This is a genomic window from Clostridium sp. AF28-12 (genome assembly GCF_003435225.1).
In the GTDB taxonomy this organism is placed as follows: Bacteria; Bacillota; Clostridia; order Lachnospirales; family Lachnospiraceae; genus Pilosibacter; species Pilosibacter fragilis.
The window spans coordinates 144,119-162,824 of the sequence record NZ_QWGJ01000002.1; the positions used below are offsets into that span (position 1 = coordinate 144,119).

Here is an 18,706-nt window from a genome sequence, read left to right on the forward strand (position 1 = left end):
TGCCTGCATTTTGTGGTTCACAAGACGCGGATTTCATGCTATACTAGTGCAGGCATGTGGCAGAAGTCTGTCATCTGCTTTTCAAAAACGACAAAGGAAGGCACAATTATGAACTATATGATCTGTATTCCTTCACCGAGACTCGTCTCAAGGGAATACTGTGAAAGGATCCACAACATTTTAGCCAGAATGTCGGATCAGTACCGGGTCAATATCGTCCCGGAGCCGGTTAAGATGCGCCAGGGATCCTGCCCGGACTACTATAAGAAATACCGGATCTACAAAGATATCAAGGAACGCGACGGAAACGGGGAGGCATACCTGACCTCCGAGGAAGAGAATATGATCCTCAGCGTGTGCAGAAATCCGGAGGAAGTGGAGCTTATGAAGAGCTGTACCTACGCATACCGGTATCCGACGACATTGGTGCTCAAGAGCTTCCGGGAAGATAAGAAGAGGTAGGACAGGGAAACGTTTATAAGCGGTCCTGCCGGTCTGAAACTGTTGGCAAACAGACAAAAGTGTGTTATACTTATCCTAAATCTGCGGGGTGATCGTGGTCTGCCCTGTGGAAAGGAAAAAAGAGATCTGTGGCGGCTGGAACGAAACAGTCACAGAAGATTACGAGGAGATCAGAGAAAATGAAAAACAGAAGAGTTTTTTTAAAGCTCAGCGGAGAGGCCCTTGCAGGTCCGAAAAAGACTGGCTTTGACGAAGATACGGTAAAGGAAGTTGCAAGACAGGTCAAGGCATCTGTTGATGCAGGTGTACAGGTCGGCGTTGTGATCGGCGGCGGAAATTTCTGGCGCGGACGCACAAGCGATGCCATCGACCGCCCGAAGGCAGACCAGATCGGAATGCTTGCGACTGTCATGAACTGTATTTATGTATCCGAGATCTTCCGGAACGCGGGAATGAAGACGCAGATCCTGACCCCGTTCGAGTGCGGAAATATGACAAAACTGTTCTCCAAGGACCGTGCGAACAAGTACTTTGAGCACGGAATGGTCGTATTTTTTGCCGGTGGAATCGGACAGCCGTATTTTTCTACCGACACGACGATCACTCTGATGGCGATTGAAATGGATGCAGACTGCATTCTCCTCGCAAAGTCCATCGATGGCGTATACGACAGTGATCCGAAGGTTAATCCGAATGCGAAAAAGTATGACGAGATCTCGATCCAGGAAGTGATCGACAAGCAGCTCGGTGTCGTTGACCTGACTGCTTCCATTATGTGTATGGAGCACAAAATGCCGATGGCAGTATTCTCCTTGAACGAAAAGGATGGAATCGCGAACGCCATGCAGGGAAAAATTAACGGTACGATCGTTACCGTCTGATAACAGGAGGAAACCATGAGCGAAGAATTAAAAGTATATGAAGAAAAAATGGAAAAATCCATCGATGCCCTCTTGAACGAGTACGCATCTATCCGCGCAGGACGTGCGAACCCGCATGTACTTGACAAAATCAAAGTAGATTACTACGGAACACCGACACCGATCCAGCAGGTCGGAAATATCTCTGTTCCGGAGGCAAGAATGATCCTGATCCAGCCGTGGGAGAAGAGCCTGATCCGCCCGATCGAGAAGGCGATCCAGACTTCCGAGCTTGGAATCAACCCAAGCAACGATGGTTCCGTGATCCGTCTCGTATTCCCGGAGCTCACCGAGGAGAGACGTAAAGAGCTTGCAAAGGATGTTAAGAAAAAAGGCGACGGCGCTAAGGTAGCGATCCGCAATATCCGCCGCGACGCGAATGAGGCGTTCAAGAAGATGGAGAAGAACGATGAGATCTCTGAGGACGATTTAAAAGAGCTTACCGAGAAAGTCCAGAAGCTTACCGACAAGTCCATCGAGAAGATCGACAAGGCCGTTGAGAACAAGACAAAGGAAATTCTTACCGTTTAATCGGAGTTTCCTACTACACAAAACAGACAGGGGGCAGGGGAAGTTTTCCTGTCCCCGTTTGTTTGCGCGGGCAACGAGTCAAGGCCCGTGCTTGCACGAGGTTTTGACGTTGCTAAGCGCCAGTGGCGCTTGTCCAGCAACGACCGGAACAGAGTGTAGAAGACGCGGTAACTTGAGAAATGCTTACGTTTCTCATAGTCTGCGCGGGCAACGAGCCAAAAGATAAAGGGAGAACAATCATGGAAGAGAATTTAAAGATTCCCGCCCACGTGGCGCTGATCTTAGACGGAAATGGAAGATGGGCGAAGAAGCGCGGACTTCCGAGACAGCTTGGACATAAAAAGGGATGTGAGACACTGGAGCAGGTCGTTGAGGACGCAGCACGGCTTGGAATCCGGTATCTGACAGTTTACGGATTTTCCACAGAGAACTGGAAACGCCCGGAGGAGGAAGTCGGTGCGCTGATGCAGTTATTCCGTTTCTACGCGAAGAGACTTCTCGCAATGGCTGAAAAGAACAACATCCGTGTCCGCATGATCGGCGAGAGAGGCCGTTTTGCGTCGGATATCGTAGATGCGATCAATGTCCTGGAAGAAAAGACAAAAAAAAATACGGGAATGACCTTTGTGATCGCCGTAAACTACGGAAGCCGCGATGAGATCACGAGAGCAGTGAGAAAGATCATGACGGATGTGGAGGAAGGGAAGATCGCGCCGGAGGATATGACGGAGGAAGTTTTCGCGTCCTACCTGGACACGGCAGGAATCCCGGATCCGGATCTCATGATCCGCACCAGCGGGGAGCTTCGCCTCTCTAACTACCTGTTATGGCAGCTCGCGTACTCAGAACTCTACGTGACAGAATGCCTGTGGCCGGATTTCAATAAGGAAGAATTATTGAACGCGATCCGCCAGTACAATAAGAGAGAGCGTCGGTTCGGAGGAGTTACGGCGGTAAAAACGGAGTAAGAGGTGATCTTATGTTTACGACAAGACTGATCAGCGGAATCGTCCTTGTGATCATTGCGGCGTTTCTGCTTGTTGAGGGCAGTGCAGTCCTTTATTTCGGCTCCATGGCGATCTCCTTGATCGGACTTTATGAGCTTTACCGGGTCATGAAGATCGAGAGATCGGCACCGGGGTTTGTGGGCTATGCGGCTGTCGTTGCTTATTACTGGATCATGGGAAACAGGGAGCAGTATGTGACGTTCCTCGCTATCATTTCCCTCATGATCTTAATGACGATCTACGTGGTGACGTTCCCGAAGTACGGGACGGAGCAGATCACGGTGGCGTTCTTTGGAATCTTCTATGTGGGGATCATGTTCTCCTACCTCTATCAGGTGCGGGAGATGCCGGACGGAAAATATCTCGTATGGCTGATCCTTTTAAGCTCCTGGGGCTGTGATACCTTCGCCTACTGCGCGGGAAAGCTTTTTGGAAAGCATAAGATGACCCCGAAGCTGAGCCCGAAAAAGACCGTGGAGGGTGCCATCGGAGGTGTCGTGGGCGCGGCAGTCTTAGGATTCCTCTACGGAACCTTCTTTAAGAACAATATGATCCAGGTGATAAATCCGGGCGTGATCTCGGGAGCTGCCTGCGCCATCGCGGCGGTAATCTCCATGGTGGGAGATCTGGCGGCCTCCGCCATCAAGAGAAACCATGACATCAAGGATTACGGAAATCTGATCCCTGGCCATGGCGGAATCTTAGACCGGTTTGACAGTATGATCTTTACCGCCCCGGCGATTTATTTCGCCATCACGTTTATGGGCATCCGGTAGGAAAGGACAAAGAGATGAAACGAATTGCTATTCTGGGTTCCACAGGTTCCATCGGAACCCAGACTTTGGATGTAGTCCGTGCAAACGGAGATATAGAAGTTGTAGGAATCGCGGCGGGAAGAAACATCGATGCGCTGGAGAGCCAGATCCGTGAATTCTCCCCGAAGATCTGCGGTGTCTGGGATGAGGAGAAGGCAAAAGAGCTGGCTGTCCGCGTGGCAGATACAGACACGAAGATCGTCTCCGGCATGGAAGGACTTTTGGAGATTGCGGTCATGGAAGGATATGAGATCCTCGTGACGGCAGTGGTGGGCATGATCGGCATCCGCCCGACGATGGCAGCTATTGAGGCAGGAAAGGACATTGCCCTGGCGAACAAGGAGACGCTTGTCACTGCGGGACATCTCATCATCCCGCTTGTGAAGGAGAAAAAAGTCCGTCTTCTTCCGGTGGACAGTGAGCACAGCGCGATCTTCCAGTGTTTAAACGGGGAACACGGGAATAAGATTGAAAAGATCCTATTAACGGCATCCGGCGGCCCGTTCCGCGGATGGACGAGAGAGCAGATGAAGAATGTCCAGGTGGAGGACGCCTTAAAGCATCCGAACTGGTCCATGGGAGCGAAGCTCACCATCGACAGTTCCACCATGGTCAACAAAGGTCTCGAGGTCATGGAGGCGAAATGGCTTTTTGATGTGGGAATGGACGATGTCCAGGTCGTTGTGCAACCAAAGAGTGTGATCCACTCTATGGTACAGTTTGAGGACGGCGCTGTGATGGCGCAGCTCGGAACGCCGGATATGAAGCTTCCGATCCAGTATGCCCTCTATTACCCGGAGCGCAGACCAATGAGGGGAGATCGTCTCGACTTCTGGTCCATGAAGGAGATCATATTCGACAAGCCGGATTACGAGAATTTCCGCGGCCTGGCACTCGCGAGAGAAGCAGGAAAAGCGGGCGGTTCCGTGCCGGTAGTGTTTAACGCGGCGAACGAGTTCGCGGTTGCGAAGTTCCTCGGGAAGAAGATCAGCTATCTGGAGATCACGGATATGCTCGAGGCTGCAATGGAACATCATAAGAAGATCGCCCATCCGTCATTGGATGAGGTGCTTGAGACGGAAGCGGAGACTTACGAGTTCCTGAAGAAGCAGTGGAATTTCTAAGGCTGCATAATGATTGAAAAATCTGTTTTACACATCAGAGGTATATGCAAAGATTGAATGATATTTTGTAACTGTTCAGTAGGTCTGCGCATTTGCTGCGCTGATCGTAAGAAAACTCGAGCTGGAAAGCAAAAATCCCATCAGCAAAGCTGATCTGGAATGGATTTTTGCATGTAACTATGAAGGTACTGAATAGTTATGATGTTTTAATGAAAGCAGGTGAATATTAAAGTTGGATCTTGGGTATCTGGCAGCGGTGGTTGTCCTTGGCGGAATCATCCTGTTTCATGAATTTGGACATTATCTCCTGGCGCGGTTAAACGGGATTGCCGTGGTGGAGTTCTCGGTGGGATTCGGACCGAGACTTCTCTCATGGGTGAGCCAAAAGACCGGAATCCGGTATTCCTTAAAGCTTCTGCCCCTCGGCGGCTCCTGTGCGATGCTTGGAGAATTCGGGGAAGATGAGGATGAAAAGGAAGAAGTCCCGGATGTGAAGGGAGTTTCCTTCTTTGATAAGGGACCATTGGCGAAGATGGCGGTGATCGCCGCAGGACCGATCTTCAACTTTATCCTGGCGTTCGTTTTTTCCCTGGTGATCTTATCCTGGGCCGGAATCGATCCTGCAGTCATCGCCGGAACCTCCGAGGGAATGCCTGCGGAGACGGCTGGACTGAAAGAGGGCGATGTGATCACAAAGCTTGATGGCAGAAAGATCCATCTTTCCAGGGAGATCTCCATGTACCTGATGACGGCCGGACAGGATCCCGTGCAGGTGGAGTATAGACGATATGACGAAACATCATCGTCGTGGACGACAGAACACACGGTGATCCAGCCGGAGTTTAAGGACGGCAGGTATTACCTCGGCGTCCTTCTTCAGGGACACCGGGATGCTCCGGAGTCACTGGTGCAGGTTCTGCAGTACAGCGTCTACGAGGTGCGGTACTGGATCCTCACGGTGATCGACAGCCTGAAGATGATCGCCGGGGGCAAGGTCTCCACAAACGATATCGCAGGACCTGTCCGCATTGTCACGATCATCGATCAGACTGTGGAAGAGAACACCCAGTACGGATTCGTGACGGTGGTGATGAACCTCTTAAATCTTATGGTCATGTTTTCGGCGAACCTGGGCGTTATGAACCTGCTCCCGTTCCCGGCGCTTGACGGCGGACGGCTGGTATTCTTACTCTGGGAACTCGTCACGAGACAGCCGGTGAGCCAGAGAGTGGAGAGCGCGGTGAATATGGCCGGGATGGCGCTGCTCATGACGTTTATGGTGTTTGTTGTATTTAATGATTTGAGAATGATATTTTAGCAGGAGTGAAATTTCGTTTTTTTGAAGTGGGAGAGAGATGTATGTATAGAGATCATACAAAGGAAATTCAGATTGGGGACAAAAAGATCGGCGGGGGAAATCCGGTTCTGATCCAGTCCATGTGCAACACGAAGACGGAGAACGTGGCGGCAACGATAGAGCAGATCCACCGCCTGGAGGACGCCGGATGTGACATTATCCGTGTGGCGGTTCCGACCATGGAAGCGGCTGCTGCAATCCGCGAGATCAAGAAGCAGATCCATATTCCGCTGGTTGCCGACATTCACTTTGACTACCGCCTGGCTATCGCAGCTATCGAGAGCGGAGCGGATAAGATCCGCATCAACCCGGGCAACATCGGGGCGAGAGAGCGGGTGAAGGCTGTCGTCGACAGGGCGAAAGAGTACGGGATCCCGATCCGCGTGGGAGTAAACAGTGGCTCTCTGGAGAAAGACCTCCTCGCAAAATACGGCGGTGTGACGGCGGAAGCTCTCGTTGAGAGCGCATTGAAGGAAGTGGCCGTTGTGGAGGAACTGGGATACGATAATCTTGTGATCAGCATCAAGTCCTCCGACGTTTTAATGTGTGTGGCAGCCCACGAGCTTATCGCAAAGAAGACGAATTATCCGCTTCATGTGGGGATCACAGAGTCCGGAACACTGCTTTCCGGAAATATCAAGTCCTCTGTGGGTCTTGGAATCATTCTCCATGAGGGGATTGGCGATACGATCCGTGTCTCCTTAACCGGAGATCCGGTGGAGGAAGTAAAGAGCGCGAGACTGATCCTGAAAACGTTAGGGCTCAGGAAGGGCGGCGTGGAAGTTGTTTCCTGTCCGACCTGCGGAAGGACCCAGATCGACCTCATTCACCTGGCAAATCAGGTAGAGGATATGGTATCCGGCATGGATCTTGATGTGAAGGTAGCCGTTATGGGCTGCGTGGTCAACGGACCTGGCGAGGCGAGAAGTGCGGATATCGGAATCGCCGGTGGAATCGGCGAAGGTCTCCTGATCAAAAAGGGAGAGATCATCAAAAAGGTACCGGAACATGAACTTCTTTCCGTTCTTCGGGAAGAGCTTTTGAAGATGCAGGAGATGCAGAAATAAGTATGGAAAAACCATTCCTTGAAGTTTTCCCGGGGCTTAATATTGCTGATGAACTGAAAGAGCTTTTGAAGCTTGTTGTGGTGGAAAAGGTCACCATGACAAAGGACAGAAGCTCTATTCGTGTTTATATCCGGAGTCCCCGGCTGATCCATAAAAAGAATATTTATGCCTTAGAGGACGGAATCGCGAAGCAGCTGTTTCCGGGGAGACCGATCACGGTCAAGATCTTAGAGAAATACCGTCTCTCAGCGCAGTATACTCCGGAGAAGCTTTACGATGTCTATCGGGACAGTATCCTTATGGAACTTAAACGCTACGGCATGATCGAGTACAACATTCTCCGCCGGTCAGACACGAAGTTTGTTACCGATGATAAAATGGTCATGACCATTGAGGACAATCTGATCTACAGGGAGCGGTCTAAGGAAGTCGGACGGGTACTGGAAAAGATCTTCACGGAGCGCTGCGGGCTTGCGGCTGAGGTGGAATTTTTATATAAAGAGAGTGAAAAGAAAGACCCGATGGATCAGCCGGTATTCATGAAGCCGGGAGGAGAACTCGTTGTAGGTGTACAGAGTGAGGAGAATTACTTAGAAGGTGCAGCGGAGAGTGCCCCCTGGGATGAAGGAACGTCAAACGGTGGATTTAACGGGACATTCGGAGATGGAAATGGAAACGCGGATGTTCAGATGGCGGCTCAAAGCGCGGCCGGTTCTGGAGCTTCCGGCGGCAGATCCGGCGCGGATCCGGGAAAGGCAGCCAGTGGAAAGAGCGGTTCCGGCACAAAGACATCGGCCGGTTTTGGAGCTGCAAAGCAGAAGACGGACGCGGCTGGAAAGGGCGGCGGAAACCAGACTGGAAAGTCCGCGGGCGGCGGACAGAACGGAAACGGCGGCGGATTCACGAAGAAGACCTTCGGAGAGAAGGGAAAAGGTGGATTCTCCGGCGGTTTCCGGAAAGGCTCCGACGGAAGGATCCCGTACCGAAAGTCGGAGAACCCGGATGTTCTTTTCGGGCGCGATTTTGAGGGCGATGCGGTGAATATCCATGACATCGACGGTGAGATCGGCGAGGTCGTGATCCGTGGTAAAGTGATCCGGGCGGAGAAGCGGGAACTCCGGAGCGGAAACAAGCTCATGATCTTCGATCTTACAGACTTTACAGACAGTATTACTGTAAAGATGTTCTTAAGAGAGGGTCAGGAGGAGGACGCCACTGCGGCTATCAAGGAAGGAAACTTCATCAAGATCAAGGGAATCACCACCATTGATAAGTTCGACGGCGAGCTGACTATCGGTTCCATCGTGGGCATTAAGAAGAGCGAGGACTTTACCTCCAAGCGTGTGGATAATGCCCCGGTGAAGCGAGTGGAGCTCCACTGCCATACGAAGATGAGCGATATGGATGGCGTTTCCGAGGTAAAGGACCTGGTAAAGCGGGCGAAGAAGTGGGGAATGCCGGCCCTGGCGATCACAGACCACGGCTGTGTCCAGGCGTTCCCGGACGCGAACCATGCCCTTGACAAAGGGGATACTTTTAAGGTCCTCTACGGTGTCGAGGGATATCTGGTGGACGACATGAAGGAGATGGTCGTCAATTCCAGAAATCAGAGTCTCGATGGGGACTATGTGGTGTTCGATATCGAGACCACGGGATTCTCGCCGACAAAGAATAAGATCATCGAGATTGGTGCCGTGAAGGTGAGAAATGGCGAGATCATCGACAGGATGGATGAGTTTGTGAATCCGGAGGTTCCGATCCCCTTCGATATCGAGCGTCTGACAGGAATCAGCGATGCCATGGTCATGGGGGCGGATACGGTGGACAAGGTGCTGCCGAGATTCCTGGAGTTTGTGGGGGATGCGGCACTGGTTGCCCACAACGCGTCCTTCGATGTGAGCTTTATCTCCCACAATGCGGGTCTTTTGGGACTGCCCTTTGATCCGACAGTCCTGGATACGGTGACTCTGGCGAGAGCACTTCTTCCGAACCTGAACCGGTTTAAGCTGGATACGGTAGCGAAGGCACTGGGTGTTTCCCTGGAGAACCATCACCGGGCCGTGGACGATGCGGAGGCAACTGCTGGAATTTTCCTGAAATTCGTGGAAATGTTAAAAAAACAGCACGATATGACGAATCTCGACCAGCTGGAGGAGTTCAGCCACGTGAGCGATGAGACGATCATGAAGATGCCGACGTACCATGTCATCATTCTCGCAAAGAATGACCTGGGACGCGTGAATCTGTATCGTCTTGTCTCATGGTCCCACCTTAAATATTTCTCGAGAAGACCGAGAATTCCGAAGAGCGTGCTAAACCAGTACAGAGAGGGCCTGATCATTGGATCAGCCTGCGAGGCGGGAGAGCTATACCAGGCGATCCTGCGCGGTGTGCCGGATGCGGAGCTTGCGAAGCTCGTGAAGTTTTATGACTATCTGGAGATCCAGCCTCTCGGAAACGACATGTTTATGCTGAGGGATGAGAAGAGCACGGTGAAGACGGTGGATGACCTGATGGATATCAATCGGAAGATCGTTTCCCTCGGCGAGCAGTTTAATAAGCCGGTGTGTGCGACCTGCGATGTGCATTTTATGGATCCGGATGACGCGATCTACCGGAAGATCCTGATGGCAGGAATGGGATTTAAGGATGCGGATGAACAGGCTCCGTTGTTCTTGCGGACAACGGAAGAGATGCTCTCAGAGTTTGAGTATCTGGGAAGTGACAAGTGTTATGAGGTCGTTGTCACGAATACGAGAATGATCGCGGACATGTGTGAGCCGATCGCGCCGGTGCGGCCGGATAAGTGTCCGCCGGTCATCGACAAGTCTGATGAGACGCTGCGAAACATCTGTTACAACCGCGCCCACGAGATGTACGGCGAGAATCTTCCGAAGATCGTTGTGGACCGTCTGGAGCGGGAGCTGCACTCCATTATCTCCAACGGATTCGCGGTTATGTACATCATTGCGCAGAAATTAGTATGGAAATCCAACGAGGACGGGTATCTGGTCGGATCACGAGGCTCGGTAGGTTCGTCCTTTGTCGCCACGATGTCCGGTATCACGGAGGTAAACCCGCTAAGTCCCCATTATTCCTGCCCGAACTGTCATTATTATGATTTTGATTCGGAGGAAGTGAAAAAGTACGGAGGTATGGCGGGATGTGATATGCCGGATAAGGTGTGTCCGGTCTGCGGACATCCGATGGTCAAGGACGGTTTTGATATTCCGTTCGAGACGTTCTTGGGATTCAAGGGAGATAAGGAGCCTGATATCGACTTAAACTTCTCCGGTGAATACCAGAGCCGTGCCCATGACTATACGGAGGTTATCTTCGGTAAAGGGCAGACGTTCCGTGCGGGAACCATCGGTACTCTGGCAGATAAGACGGCCTACGGCTATGTGAAGAATTACTTTGAGGAGCATGGGGAACGGAAGAGAAACTGTGAGATCAACCGGATCGTTCAGGGGTGTGTCGGCGTACGGCGTACAACGGGACAGCATCCGGGAGGTATCGTTGTTCTGCCGCTCGGCGAGATGATCTATTCGTTTACCCCGGTACAGCATCCGGCGAACGATATGACCACGAAGACGATCACGACCCATTTCGATTACCATTCCATCGACCACAACCTGTTGAAACTCGATATTCTCGGACACGATGATCCGACGATGATCCGTATGCTGCAGGATCTCACAGGACTCGATCCGGTCAAGGATATCCCGCTTGACTCCAGGGAGGTCATGAGCCTGTTCCAGAGTACGGATGCGCTGGGGATCAAGCCGGAGGATATCGGTGGCTGTAAGCTTGGAGCACTTGGCGTGCCGGAGTTTGGTACGGATTTTGCGATGCAGATGTTAATTGATACAAAGCCGAAGTACTTTTCAGACCTTGTGCGTATCGCCGGTCTTGCCCATGGTACGGATGTATGGTTGGGAAATGCCCAGACACTCATTCAGGAAGGAAAGGCGACGATCCAGACTGCGATCTGTACGCGTGATGATATCATGATCTATCTGATCCAGCAGGGGCTTGAGGAAGGTCTTGCGTTTACGATCATGGAGGCGGTCCGTAAGGGTAAGGGACTGAAGCCCGAGTGGGAAGAGGAGATGACGAAGCATGGGGTGCCGGACTGGTATATCTGGTCGTGTAAGAAGATCAAATATATGTTCCCGAAGGCGCATGCGGCGGCGTATGTTATGATGGCCTGGCGTATTGCTTATTGTAAGGTGTTTTATCCGCTGGCGTATTATGCGGCTTTTTTCAGTATTCGTGCAAGTGCGTTTTCTTATGAGATCATGTGTTTAGGGCGTGAGAAGCTGGAGTATCATCTGGCGGATTATAAGAAGAGGGCGGATACACTTTCGAAGAAGGAGCAGGATACGCTGAGAGATATGAGGATCGTGCAGGAGATGTATGCCCGTGGGTTTGATTTTCTGCCGCTGGATATTTATACGGCGAAGGCCAGGCATTTCCAGGTTGTGGGGGACAAGCTGATGCCTTCCATTAACAGTATTGATGGTCTGGGAGAGAAGGCTGCGGACTCGATCGAGGAGGCGGCGAAGGATGGGAAGTTCCTGTCCAAAGAGGATTTCAGGAACAGGACGAAGGTCAGTAAGACGATCTGCGATCTGATGGAGGAACTGGGGATCTTGAAGGGACTTCCGGAGTCGAATCAGTTGTCGTTGTTTGATTTCTAAATTTCATAGTGGCTGGGGGGGGGGACGCGCCGGTGAGACTCCGGGCGCAGACGCTTCACGGGATTCCGGGAGGGTTCCTCTAAGCTCCCAGAAAAATGCTAAGGGCGGAGGTCCGGGGACACAACCCGCAACTTGCGTTGCTCAGATAAGTGTCCCCGGGCCTCCAACGCATTTTCCTGCGAGCCAAGAGGAAGCCAGCTCCCTCCACCCAGGCGGTCTGTGCCCGGAGTTTCACCGGCGCTGTGTGTTGGCGGGAGTGAGGGGGGAGGGGAAAGGGAAGGCTGTGGAGGGAGAAAAAGTGTTGGCGGAAGCCAGACGATGCGCGGGGCCCTTTGGGCGCCGCGGCATCGCGAGGTTGTTGTGGCGGTGTGAGGACGTTGAGGGATCGTGAGGATGTGGGCAGTGTGAGGACGTTGAGGGATCGTGAGGATGTGGGCAGTGTGGGGACGTTGGGGGATCGTGAAGCATCTGAGGTTTTTATTCCTCTTGGAGGAGGCTGTCCAGGTATTGCTGGGTGGTCATGAGTTCGGTGTGGAGAGGGGACAGGTAGGAAAGGATATTTTCGGCTTCTTTTCGTGAGGTCGCATTGAGCCCTGCTACGGCATCGGTGAGGTAGATGACTTTGCATCCGGCATCGATGGCGGAGAGGGCGGTGGAGAGTACGCAGCATTCTGCTACTACGCCGGAGATCACGATGCGGGAAGCGTGTTTTGCGAGTTCACGCACTTGCGGGATGGCGAAGGAGGAGTAGACGCTTTTTGTGTATACCGGGTATTTTTTTGTGTAGGGCAGAAACTCGGACATCATTTCGTTGAGCCAGGGGTCTGCGTTTACGGCGGCGTTGACTTTGTTGTATTCTTTCCATACGCCTTCCGGGTGTTTTGCGGCGAGGTACTGGGTGAAGATCACCTGGGAAAGGGCGCGGCTGTTTAGAAGGCGGAGAATGGAAGCGGATGCTTTTTCGACTCCTTCACAGGCCCACTCCTGATCTTTGGTGTAGACGTTCTGCATGTCAATGACAAGTAATAGATCCTGATTTGTTTTTGCTGTTTGATCCATAAAGAGATTCCTCCTGATTCTTGGCGGCCTGGTGAGAGAACCGTGTGTCTAAAGTTTAGTATAGTTTTGATGAGGAGAAATTACAAGTGAAATGGATTGTTATTATGTTAACAATCCTGCTTGAAATCAGGTGTTTTCATTGACTTTACACAAAATCAATGCTATCTTTATTTGGAATTGTTGTTAAATTGTAACTATTTGGGTTCAGTAGGTCTGCGCATTTACTGCGCTGACCGTAAGAAAACATAGGCGGGTAGGCAAAAATCCCATTGCCGCAGGCAATTTTTCATGGATTTTTGCTCGTGACTGTGAAGGTACTGAACAGTTACCTACTTGGAAGTTTTTGCGCTTGATGCGCCAACCGGATGGTTACGTTGAAGTCACAATTTAGTATGTTCTGGAGGGGGGATATTGTATGGGAAGGGAGCAGATGCTGCCGGCTTAGATTTTAGTGAATCTAAGGTAGCGGAATCTGGCGCTTCCGGGAGGAATGGTCAGGAAAGACGTGAGAAACTCCTGATAAACTGGTAAGGATGAAGATTAAGAAAAAAGAAAGGGTATATGAGGTATGAAGAATTTATTTAAAACAAAGTTTGATGCGGCAGTGATCGTGTTGATCCCGGCCTGCATCGGTATCAATTATCTTGGAAAGCTGTTTGCGAGTGTATTAAAACTTCCGTTATGGCTGGATTCTATCGGAACATGCATCGGTGGGTGCCTTGGCGGTCCGATCATCGGCGCGATCTGCGGTGCGGCGAACAACCTGATCTATGGTTTTTCCGCAGGAGATAATATTACGCTTATCTATGCATTGACAAGCTTAGGTATTGGAGCGGCAGCAGGAATCATGGCCCGCCTTGGATTTATGAAATCATTCCCGAAGGCAATTCTTACAGCCTGTGTAGCCGGTCTTGTTGCGGTTGTGATCTCCACCCCGTTAAACGTATTATTCTGGGGCGGCACTACTGGAAATGTATGGGGCGACGCTGTGTTCGCGGCAACTCAGGCGGCTTCCATGCCGGTATTTCTGGGATCTCTGTTAGATGAGGTCGTAGTGGATGTTCCGGACAAACTGATCACTCTGATCGTTGTATTCTTTATTTTGAAGGGTCTTCCAAAGAAGCTTACAACGCTGTATGAGGCAAATTCCGAGATCGAGACTCTGGACTAATCAGATTTAGAAAAGGAAATGCAGCTGTTCTTCGGAGCAGCTGCCGGGAAACAAATATATGAAAAGTATCAGCCTGTTTGTAGATAACGGGACATATCTGACGAAGGTGCATCCCTTTACAAAATTGATGTATATCGCTGCCGCCATCAGTATTCCGCTGATCACTGGAAAGCTTTGGATGTTTGGTGTGTTTATCGCAGTCAGTCTCTGTGTTCTGGCCAGCGGAAAGATCCTGAAAAAGACGTTTCCGCTGATCGCTTTTTCTTTTACGATCCTTTTGACGATTTTCCTGATCCATGGATTGTTCAACCAGAGAAACGAGAATGTGCTGTTTCTGATCGGCGGGCTGAAATTTTACAGAGAGGGCACACTTTACGCCCTCCATATCGGTTTAAACATTCTGAACATGCTGCTGTCCTTTGCGGTGTTCGTCCTCTCTACCAAGCCGTCTGAGTTTGTGGATGAGCTGGAGAAACGTGGGTTTTCACCGCGTTTCGGTTACATCGTGACATCCGTGTTCCAGATCATCCCGCAGATGATGGGAACTATGAATACGATCATGGACGCGCAGCGCAGCCGCGGACTGGAGACAGAAGGAAATCTGCGGACCCGTGCTAAGGCATTTTTACCGCTGATCTCCCCGGTGGTCATGAGTTCCCTGATCAATACCAGAGAGCGGGCGATCGCTCTGGAGGTGCGTGGATTCGGCGCAGGAAAAAAGAAAACCTGGCTGTCAGATCGGAAACGTCACAAGGGAGACCAGGAGATCACGATCTTACTGGGACTCTGCATTCTGGCAGCTATTGCATGGAGGATCGTTGTATGTCTGAGATAATCATTGAAAATTTACGATACCGCTATCCTCACGCGAAGAAACTGGCGCTGGATGGTTTGAACTTTTCAGTAGAAAAGGGAGAGTTTATCGGTATTATCGGAGAAAACGGAGCAGGAAAAAGCACGCTGAGCCAGGCGATTATGGGGCTTGTTCCGCAGTTTTACAAGGGAGCTTACGGCGGAAAAGTCATTGTGGACGGCATAGAGGCCGGAAAGACTCCGGTATCACAGCTCTGTGGTCATGTGGGTCTGGTGTTCCAGAATCCGTTTAACCAGCTGTCCGGAGCAAAGGACAATGTATATGAGGAAGTCGCTTTCGGAATGCAGAACCTGGGAATTCCGGCCGAAGAGATGAAGGAGCGGGTGGAGAACGCCCTGAAGCTTCTTGATATCTGGCAGTATCGCGATCGAAATCCGTTTGATCTGTCCGGAGGTCAGATGCAGCGTGTGGCGATCGCCAGCGTGCTGGTCATGCGGCCAGATGTCATGATCCTTGATGAACCGACTTCCCAGCTTGATCCGGAGGGAAGCGACGAGGTATTCCGGGCGGTTGAGACCCTGACGAATTCCGGTATCACGATCTTAATGATCGAGCAGAAGATCGAGAAACTGGCAGCTTACTGCGACCGCATACTTCTTCTGCATGGTGGAAAGCAGATCGCGTTTGATACGCCGCAGAAGGTATTTTCCATGCCGGATCTTGCGGATTATGGGATTCAGGAACCGGCATTTACCCGGATCTGTAAGGCAGAACATATGACTCTGCCGGATGGAACGTATCCGGTCACTGTGGAAGAGGCTGCCGGAGTACTGAAAGAGAGACATGCGGGAAGAGCAGAGGCAAAAGGAGCTGCGAAGGCGGATAAAAAAAAGGATTCAGAAGTTTTAGGCGAGGAACAGTTCCTCATTAAGAATCTGGATTTTTCCTATCTTCCGGATGTGCCGGTCTTAAAGGCGTTGAACATGAGACTGGATAAGCGTCCGACGGCGATCATTGGCCAGAACGGAGCGGGAAAGACTACGTTGGTAAAGCTGTTGAAGGGACTGCTGAAGCCGGTATCCGGAAACATTTACTTCCGCGGCGAGGACATTTCTGGAAAAACGGTGGCGATGTTAGCTGGAAATGTCGGCTATGTGTTCCAGAATCCGGATGATCAGATCTTCAAATACAATGTGATGGACGAGATCATGTTTGGTCCGATGAATATCGGGATGGATCCGAAACGCGCGGAGGAAGAGGCAAAGCGGGCGCTGGAGCTGACAGGGTTGTCGGGTAAGGAGAAGGAAAATCCTTATGACCTTGAGTTATATGAGCGGAAGATGACTGCGATCGCTTCGGTTCTTGCCATGGACACGGATGTTTTGATTTTAGATGAGCCGACGATCGCCCAGGACTGGAAGGGACGCCAGATCATTGGCGGTATTATCCGCAGCCTGTCGGAAAGAGGAAAGCTTGTGATCGCGATCCTTCACGATATGGATTTTGTGGCGGAGAATTTTGAGCGCGTGATCATTATGGCTCATGGACAGGTGCTGGCGGATGGAACGGCCAGGGACGTGTTCATGCAGGATGAAGCGTTGAAAAAGGCAAGACTGCAGAAACCGTATATGATGCAGCTCGGTGAGGTACTGGGGTATGAGAGAGCGTATCTGACGGTGGATGAGATATTGAGAAATCAGGTGTCCTGATTAAAGTGAAAAAGATGTGCAGATCATTGGCCCGGGGAAGATTTGAGCCGATGGGGCACATCTTTTATCAGTTACAAAAATTATAAATGTTTTAATCAGTTCACCATGTTGCTTTTATTTTGTGATATACTGTTTTATATATTTTTTGGTCTCCGCTGCCGCTCTTCGTTCCACTACGGTCGGTTCAGAGCCAACGTCCACTGGACGTTGTGAACCGGTCGGCACAGAGCATAGGTCCGCCGGATCTCTTGTGGTCTTCGCTTCGCTACGGTCGGTGCAAAGCGGACATCCACCGGATGTCCTGCACCCTTGTATTTGTCCTTATCAGAGTTCGTAAACACCGGTGGGTTGATATAGCACAAGGGAAACAATAAGGGAAATTCACTTTTTACATCTGAGTTTACGGTAGCGACAGGAGGAAAATTATCACCCTGATCGGGCAAGCGGTGAGTGAGACTGTGTGGGATAAAGAGGAGATCATCTACGCGGACCTCGACATGCAGAAGGTCCCGGCGAGCCGGATGGAGCATGATGTCTGTGGACATTACGCGAGACCGGACGTGTTGAAATTGAGTGTGGAGGATAAATAATGAAAGTATTGATGATCAATGGAAGCCCGCGGGCGAATGGAAATACATCGATCGCGTTGAATGAGATGAAGACGGTGTTTGAAAAAGAGGGAGTCGACGCGGAGATCGTGCAGGTCGGCAGTGAGGCGGTAAGAGGATGTATTGCCTGTAATCGATGCGCGGAGCTTGGGAAGTGTGTGTTCGACGATGTGGTGAATAAGCTGGCGATGAAGCTTTCGGAGGCTGATGGACTGGTGGTCGCAAGCCCTGTTTATTATGCGTCCGCAAATGCGACCCTGATCGCGGTTCTGGACCGGCTGTTTTATAGTACATCCTTTGATAAGACAATGAAAGTCGGGGCGAGCGTTGTCTGTGCGAGACGCGGCGGATGTTCGGCGACTTTTGACGAGTTAAATAAGTATTTTACGATCAGCAACATGCCGATCGCATCTAGTCAGTACTGGAACTCCATCCACGGGCGCGGATCCGGAGAAGCAGTGGGGGATGCGGAAGGTATTCAGACGATGCGGGTTCTTGCGAGAAATATGACATTTCTCATGAAGAGCATTGAGCTTGGAAAAGAAAAGTATGGTCTTCCGGAGAAGGAAGAGGTCGTGCGGACGCATTTTATCAGATAGAGAAGAATGATATTGGAAGGAAATTATGCGATGAATCGGCAGAAACTGGTAAGTCAGATCAGAAGGTATGTGCCTTATAATGAGCAGGAAGAGGCGGATAAGGCTTTGATCCTAAACTGGATCGAGAAGAATGATGACGCGTTCCTTCGGGATAATGTGGTGGCGCACATGACGGCTTCGGCCTGGGTGGTGGATAAGGACAGGAGTAAAGTCCTTATGGTGTATCACAATATTTATCATTCCTGGTCATGGCTTGGCGGGCATGCGGATGGGGAGACAGATCTTCTGGCGGTTGCAATCCGGGAGGTGAAGGAAGAAGCAGGAATTTCCGATGTTAGGTCAGTGTCGGAGGAGATTTTTTCTCTGGAATCACTCACCGTTGACGGACATGTGAAAAAAGGACGGTATGTGTCCAGTCACCTGCATCTGAATGTGACGTATCTCCTGGAAGCGGATTCTGAGGAACAGGTGTCTGTGAAGGCGGATGAGAACAGTGGGGTCGCTTGGTTTACGCCGGAGGAGGCGTTAAAGAAATCTACGGAGCCGTGGTTTGTGGAGCGGGTGTATGCGAAGCTTGTCGAGAAGACGATATCATTGTTGATGAACGAGTAGCAGACGGGTGTAAATCCGGTTTTGTTGCTCGTTTTTTATTTCAGTCGAGAAGACTCCCACCTTTTTTAGAAAATGATTCGGTTCTATGCCCCGGATGGGTGTTTCTTTTTATCGACTCGTTATAGGTTTTCCTTATATGTAACCATAA

The 18,706-nt window shown here is 50.9% G+C and carries 16 protein-coding genes; 15 read left to right on the plus strand and 1 reads right to left on the minus strand.

Going from position 1 to position 18,706, the window contains the following annotated elements; translation table 11 throughout:
• The first annotated feature begins 108 nt into the window (after positions 1-108).
• The 9 genes from DWY93_RS02840 (at position 109) to DWY93_RS02880 (ending at position 11,986) form a co-directional block, all read left to right on the plus strand.
• Complete coding sequence (locus DWY93_RS02840) at positions 109-462, plus strand: hypothetical protein (RefSeq protein ID WP_117469627.1); 354 nt, start codon at positions 109-111, stop codon at positions 460-462.
• A 179-nt stretch (positions 463-641) separates the two neighbouring features.
• Positions 642-1,343, plus strand: a complete 702-nt coding sequence (pyrH, locus tag DWY93_RS02845; RefSeq protein WP_021904274.1) for a UMP kinase — start codon at positions 642-644, stop codon at positions 1,341-1,343.
• A gap of 15 nt (positions 1,344-1,358) precedes the next feature.
• Positions 1,359-1,913: a ribosome recycling factor gene (gene frr, locus DWY93_RS02850; protein ID WP_021904275.1), complete on the plus strand. Its 555-nt coding sequence runs from the start codon at positions 1,359-1,361 to the stop codon at positions 1,911-1,913.
• Between the two features lie 239 nt (positions 1,914-2,152).
• Positions 2,153-2,881 carry an isoprenyl transferase gene (locus DWY93_RS02855; protein WP_015554260.1) on the plus strand — a complete coding sequence of 243 codons (729 nt, stop codon included), beginning with the start codon at positions 2,153-2,155 and terminating at the stop codon, positions 2,879-2,881.
• 11 nt (positions 2,882-2,892) lie between these two features.
• Positions 2,893-3,696: a phosphatidate cytidylyltransferase gene (locus DWY93_RS02860; protein ID WP_117469453.1), complete on the plus strand. Its 804-nt coding sequence runs from the start codon at positions 2,893-2,895 to the stop codon at positions 3,694-3,696.
• Positions 3,697-3,710: 14 nt separating this feature from the next.
• On the plus strand, positions 3,711-4,859 hold the full coding sequence (locus DWY93_RS02865; protein WP_117469454.1) for a 1-deoxy-D-xylulose-5-phosphate reductoisomerase: 1,149 nt from the start codon (positions 3,711-3,713) through the stop codon (positions 4,857-4,859).
• 232 nt (positions 4,860-5,091) lie between these two features.
• Entirely contained in the window at positions 5,092-6,177 is a 1,086-nt protein-coding gene (locus DWY93_RS02870) for a M50 family metallopeptidase (RefSeq protein ID WP_242990509.1), read from the plus strand.
• 41 nt (positions 6,178-6,218) lie between these two features.
• On the plus strand, positions 6,219-7,283 hold the full coding sequence (gene ispG / locus DWY93_RS02875; protein ID WP_117469455.1) for a flavodoxin-dependent (E)-4-hydroxy-3-methylbut-2-enyl-diphosphate synthase: 1,065 nt from the start codon (positions 6,219-6,221) through the stop codon (positions 7,281-7,283).
• Between the two features lie 2 nt (positions 7,284-7,285).
• A complete protein-coding gene (locus tag DWY93_RS02880) occupies positions 7,286-11,986 on the plus strand; it encodes a PolC-type DNA polymerase III (RefSeq protein WP_117469456.1) in 4,701 nt (1,566 codons plus the stop codon).
• Positions 11,987-12,463: 477 nt separating this feature from the next.
• Here DWY93_RS02880 and DWY93_RS02890 read toward each other — a convergent pair whose 3' ends face one another.
• Complete coding sequence (locus DWY93_RS02890) at positions 12,464-13,045, minus strand: cysteine hydrolase (RefSeq protein ID WP_117469457.1); 582 nt, start codon at positions 13,043-13,045, stop codon at positions 12,464-12,466.
• 568 nt (positions 13,046-13,613) lie between these two features.
• Here DWY93_RS02890 and DWY93_RS02895 point away from each other — a divergent pair.
• The 6 genes from DWY93_RS02895 to DWY93_RS02920 all read left to right on the plus strand — a co-directional run bounded on the left by DWY93_RS02895 (position 13,614) and on the right by DWY93_RS02920 (position 18,558).
• Positions 13,614-14,216: an ECF transporter S component gene (locus tag DWY93_RS02895; RefSeq protein WP_117469458.1), complete on the plus strand. Its 603-nt coding sequence runs from the start codon at positions 13,614-13,616 to the stop codon at positions 14,214-14,216.
• A 58-nt stretch (positions 14,217-14,274) separates the two neighbouring features.
• Complete coding sequence (locus DWY93_RS02900) at positions 14,275-15,051, plus strand: energy-coupling factor transporter transmembrane component T (protein WP_117469629.1); 777 nt, start codon at positions 14,275-14,277, stop codon at positions 15,049-15,051.
• Positions 15,039-16,739, plus strand: coding sequence for an ABC transporter ATP-binding protein (locus DWY93_RS02905; RefSeq protein ID WP_117471742.1), 1,701 nt, complete (start codon positions 15,039-15,041; stop codon positions 16,737-16,739). Before DWY93_RS02900 ends, DWY93_RS02905 begins: the two co-directional genes overlap by 13 nt.
• Before the next feature lie 458 nt (positions 16,740-17,197).
• On the plus strand, positions 17,198-17,329 hold the full coding sequence (locus tag DWY93_RS02910) for a hypothetical protein (RefSeq protein WP_330579524.1): 132 nt from the start codon (positions 17,198-17,200) through the stop codon (positions 17,327-17,329).
• On the plus strand, positions 17,329-17,946 hold the full coding sequence (locus DWY93_RS02915) for a flavodoxin family protein (protein WP_117471743.1): 618 nt from the start codon (positions 17,329-17,331) through the stop codon (positions 17,944-17,946). The genes DWY93_RS02910 and DWY93_RS02915 overlap by 1 nt, the downstream gene beginning before the upstream one ends.
• Before the next feature lie 30 nt (positions 17,947-17,976).
• Positions 17,977-18,558 (plus strand): NUDIX hydrolase, encoded by a 582-nt coding sequence (locus DWY93_RS02920; RefSeq protein WP_347465613.1) that lies wholly within the window; start codon positions 17,977-17,979, stop codon positions 18,556-18,558.
• The last annotated feature ends 148 nt before the right edge of the window (positions 18,559-18,706 follow it).

Bases quoted from the DNA above. Each gene is read 5' to 3' on its own strand.
- DWY93_RS02840 (WP_117469627.1), top strand. From the start codon at position 109: ATGAACTATATGATCTGTATTCCTTCACCGAGACTCGTCTCAAGGGAA.
- pyrH (WP_021904274.1), top strand. From the start codon at position 642: ATGAAAAACAGAAGAGTTTTTTTAAAGCTCAGCGGAGAGGCCCTTGCA.
- frr (WP_021904275.1), top strand. From the start codon at position 1,359: ATGAGCGAAGAATTAAAAGTATATGAAGAAAAAATGGAAAAATCCATC.
- DWY93_RS02855 (WP_015554260.1), top strand. From the start codon at position 2,153: ATGGAAGAGAATTTAAAGATTCCCGCCCACGTGGCGCTGATCTTAGAC.
- DWY93_RS02860 (WP_117469453.1), top strand. From the start codon at position 2,893: ATGTTTACGACAAGACTGATCAGCGGAATCGTCCTTGTGATCATTGCG.
- DWY93_RS02865 (WP_117469454.1), top strand. From the start codon at position 3,711: ATGAAACGAATTGCTATTCTGGGTTCCACAGGTTCCATCGGAACCCAG.
- ispG (WP_117469455.1), top strand. From the start codon at position 6,219: ATGTATAGAGATCATACAAAGGAAATTCAGATTGGGGACAAAAAGATC.
- DWY93_RS02880 (WP_117469456.1), top strand. From the start codon at position 7,286: ATGGAAAAACCATTCCTTGAAGTTTTCCCGGGGCTTAATATTGCTGAT.
- DWY93_RS02890 (WP_117469457.1), bottom strand. From the start codon at position 13,045: ATGGATCAAACAGCAAAAACAAATCAGGATCTATTACTTGTCATTGAC.
- DWY93_RS02895 (WP_117469458.1), top strand. From the start codon at position 13,614: ATGAAGAATTTATTTAAAACAAAGTTTGATGCGGCAGTGATCGTGTTG.
- DWY93_RS02900 (WP_117469629.1), top strand. From the start codon at position 14,275: ATGAAAAGTATCAGCCTGTTTGTAGATAACGGGACATATCTGACGAAG.
- DWY93_RS02905 (WP_117471742.1), top strand. From the start codon at position 15,039: ATGTCTGAGATAATCATTGAAAATTTACGATACCGCTATCCTCACGCG.
- DWY93_RS02915 (WP_117471743.1), top strand. From the start codon at position 17,329: ATGAAAGTATTGATGATCAATGGAAGCCCGCGGGCGAATGGAAATACA.
- DWY93_RS02920 (WP_347465613.1), top strand. From the start codon at position 17,977: ATGAATCGGCAGAAACTGGTAAGTCAGATCAGAAGGTATGTGCCTTAT.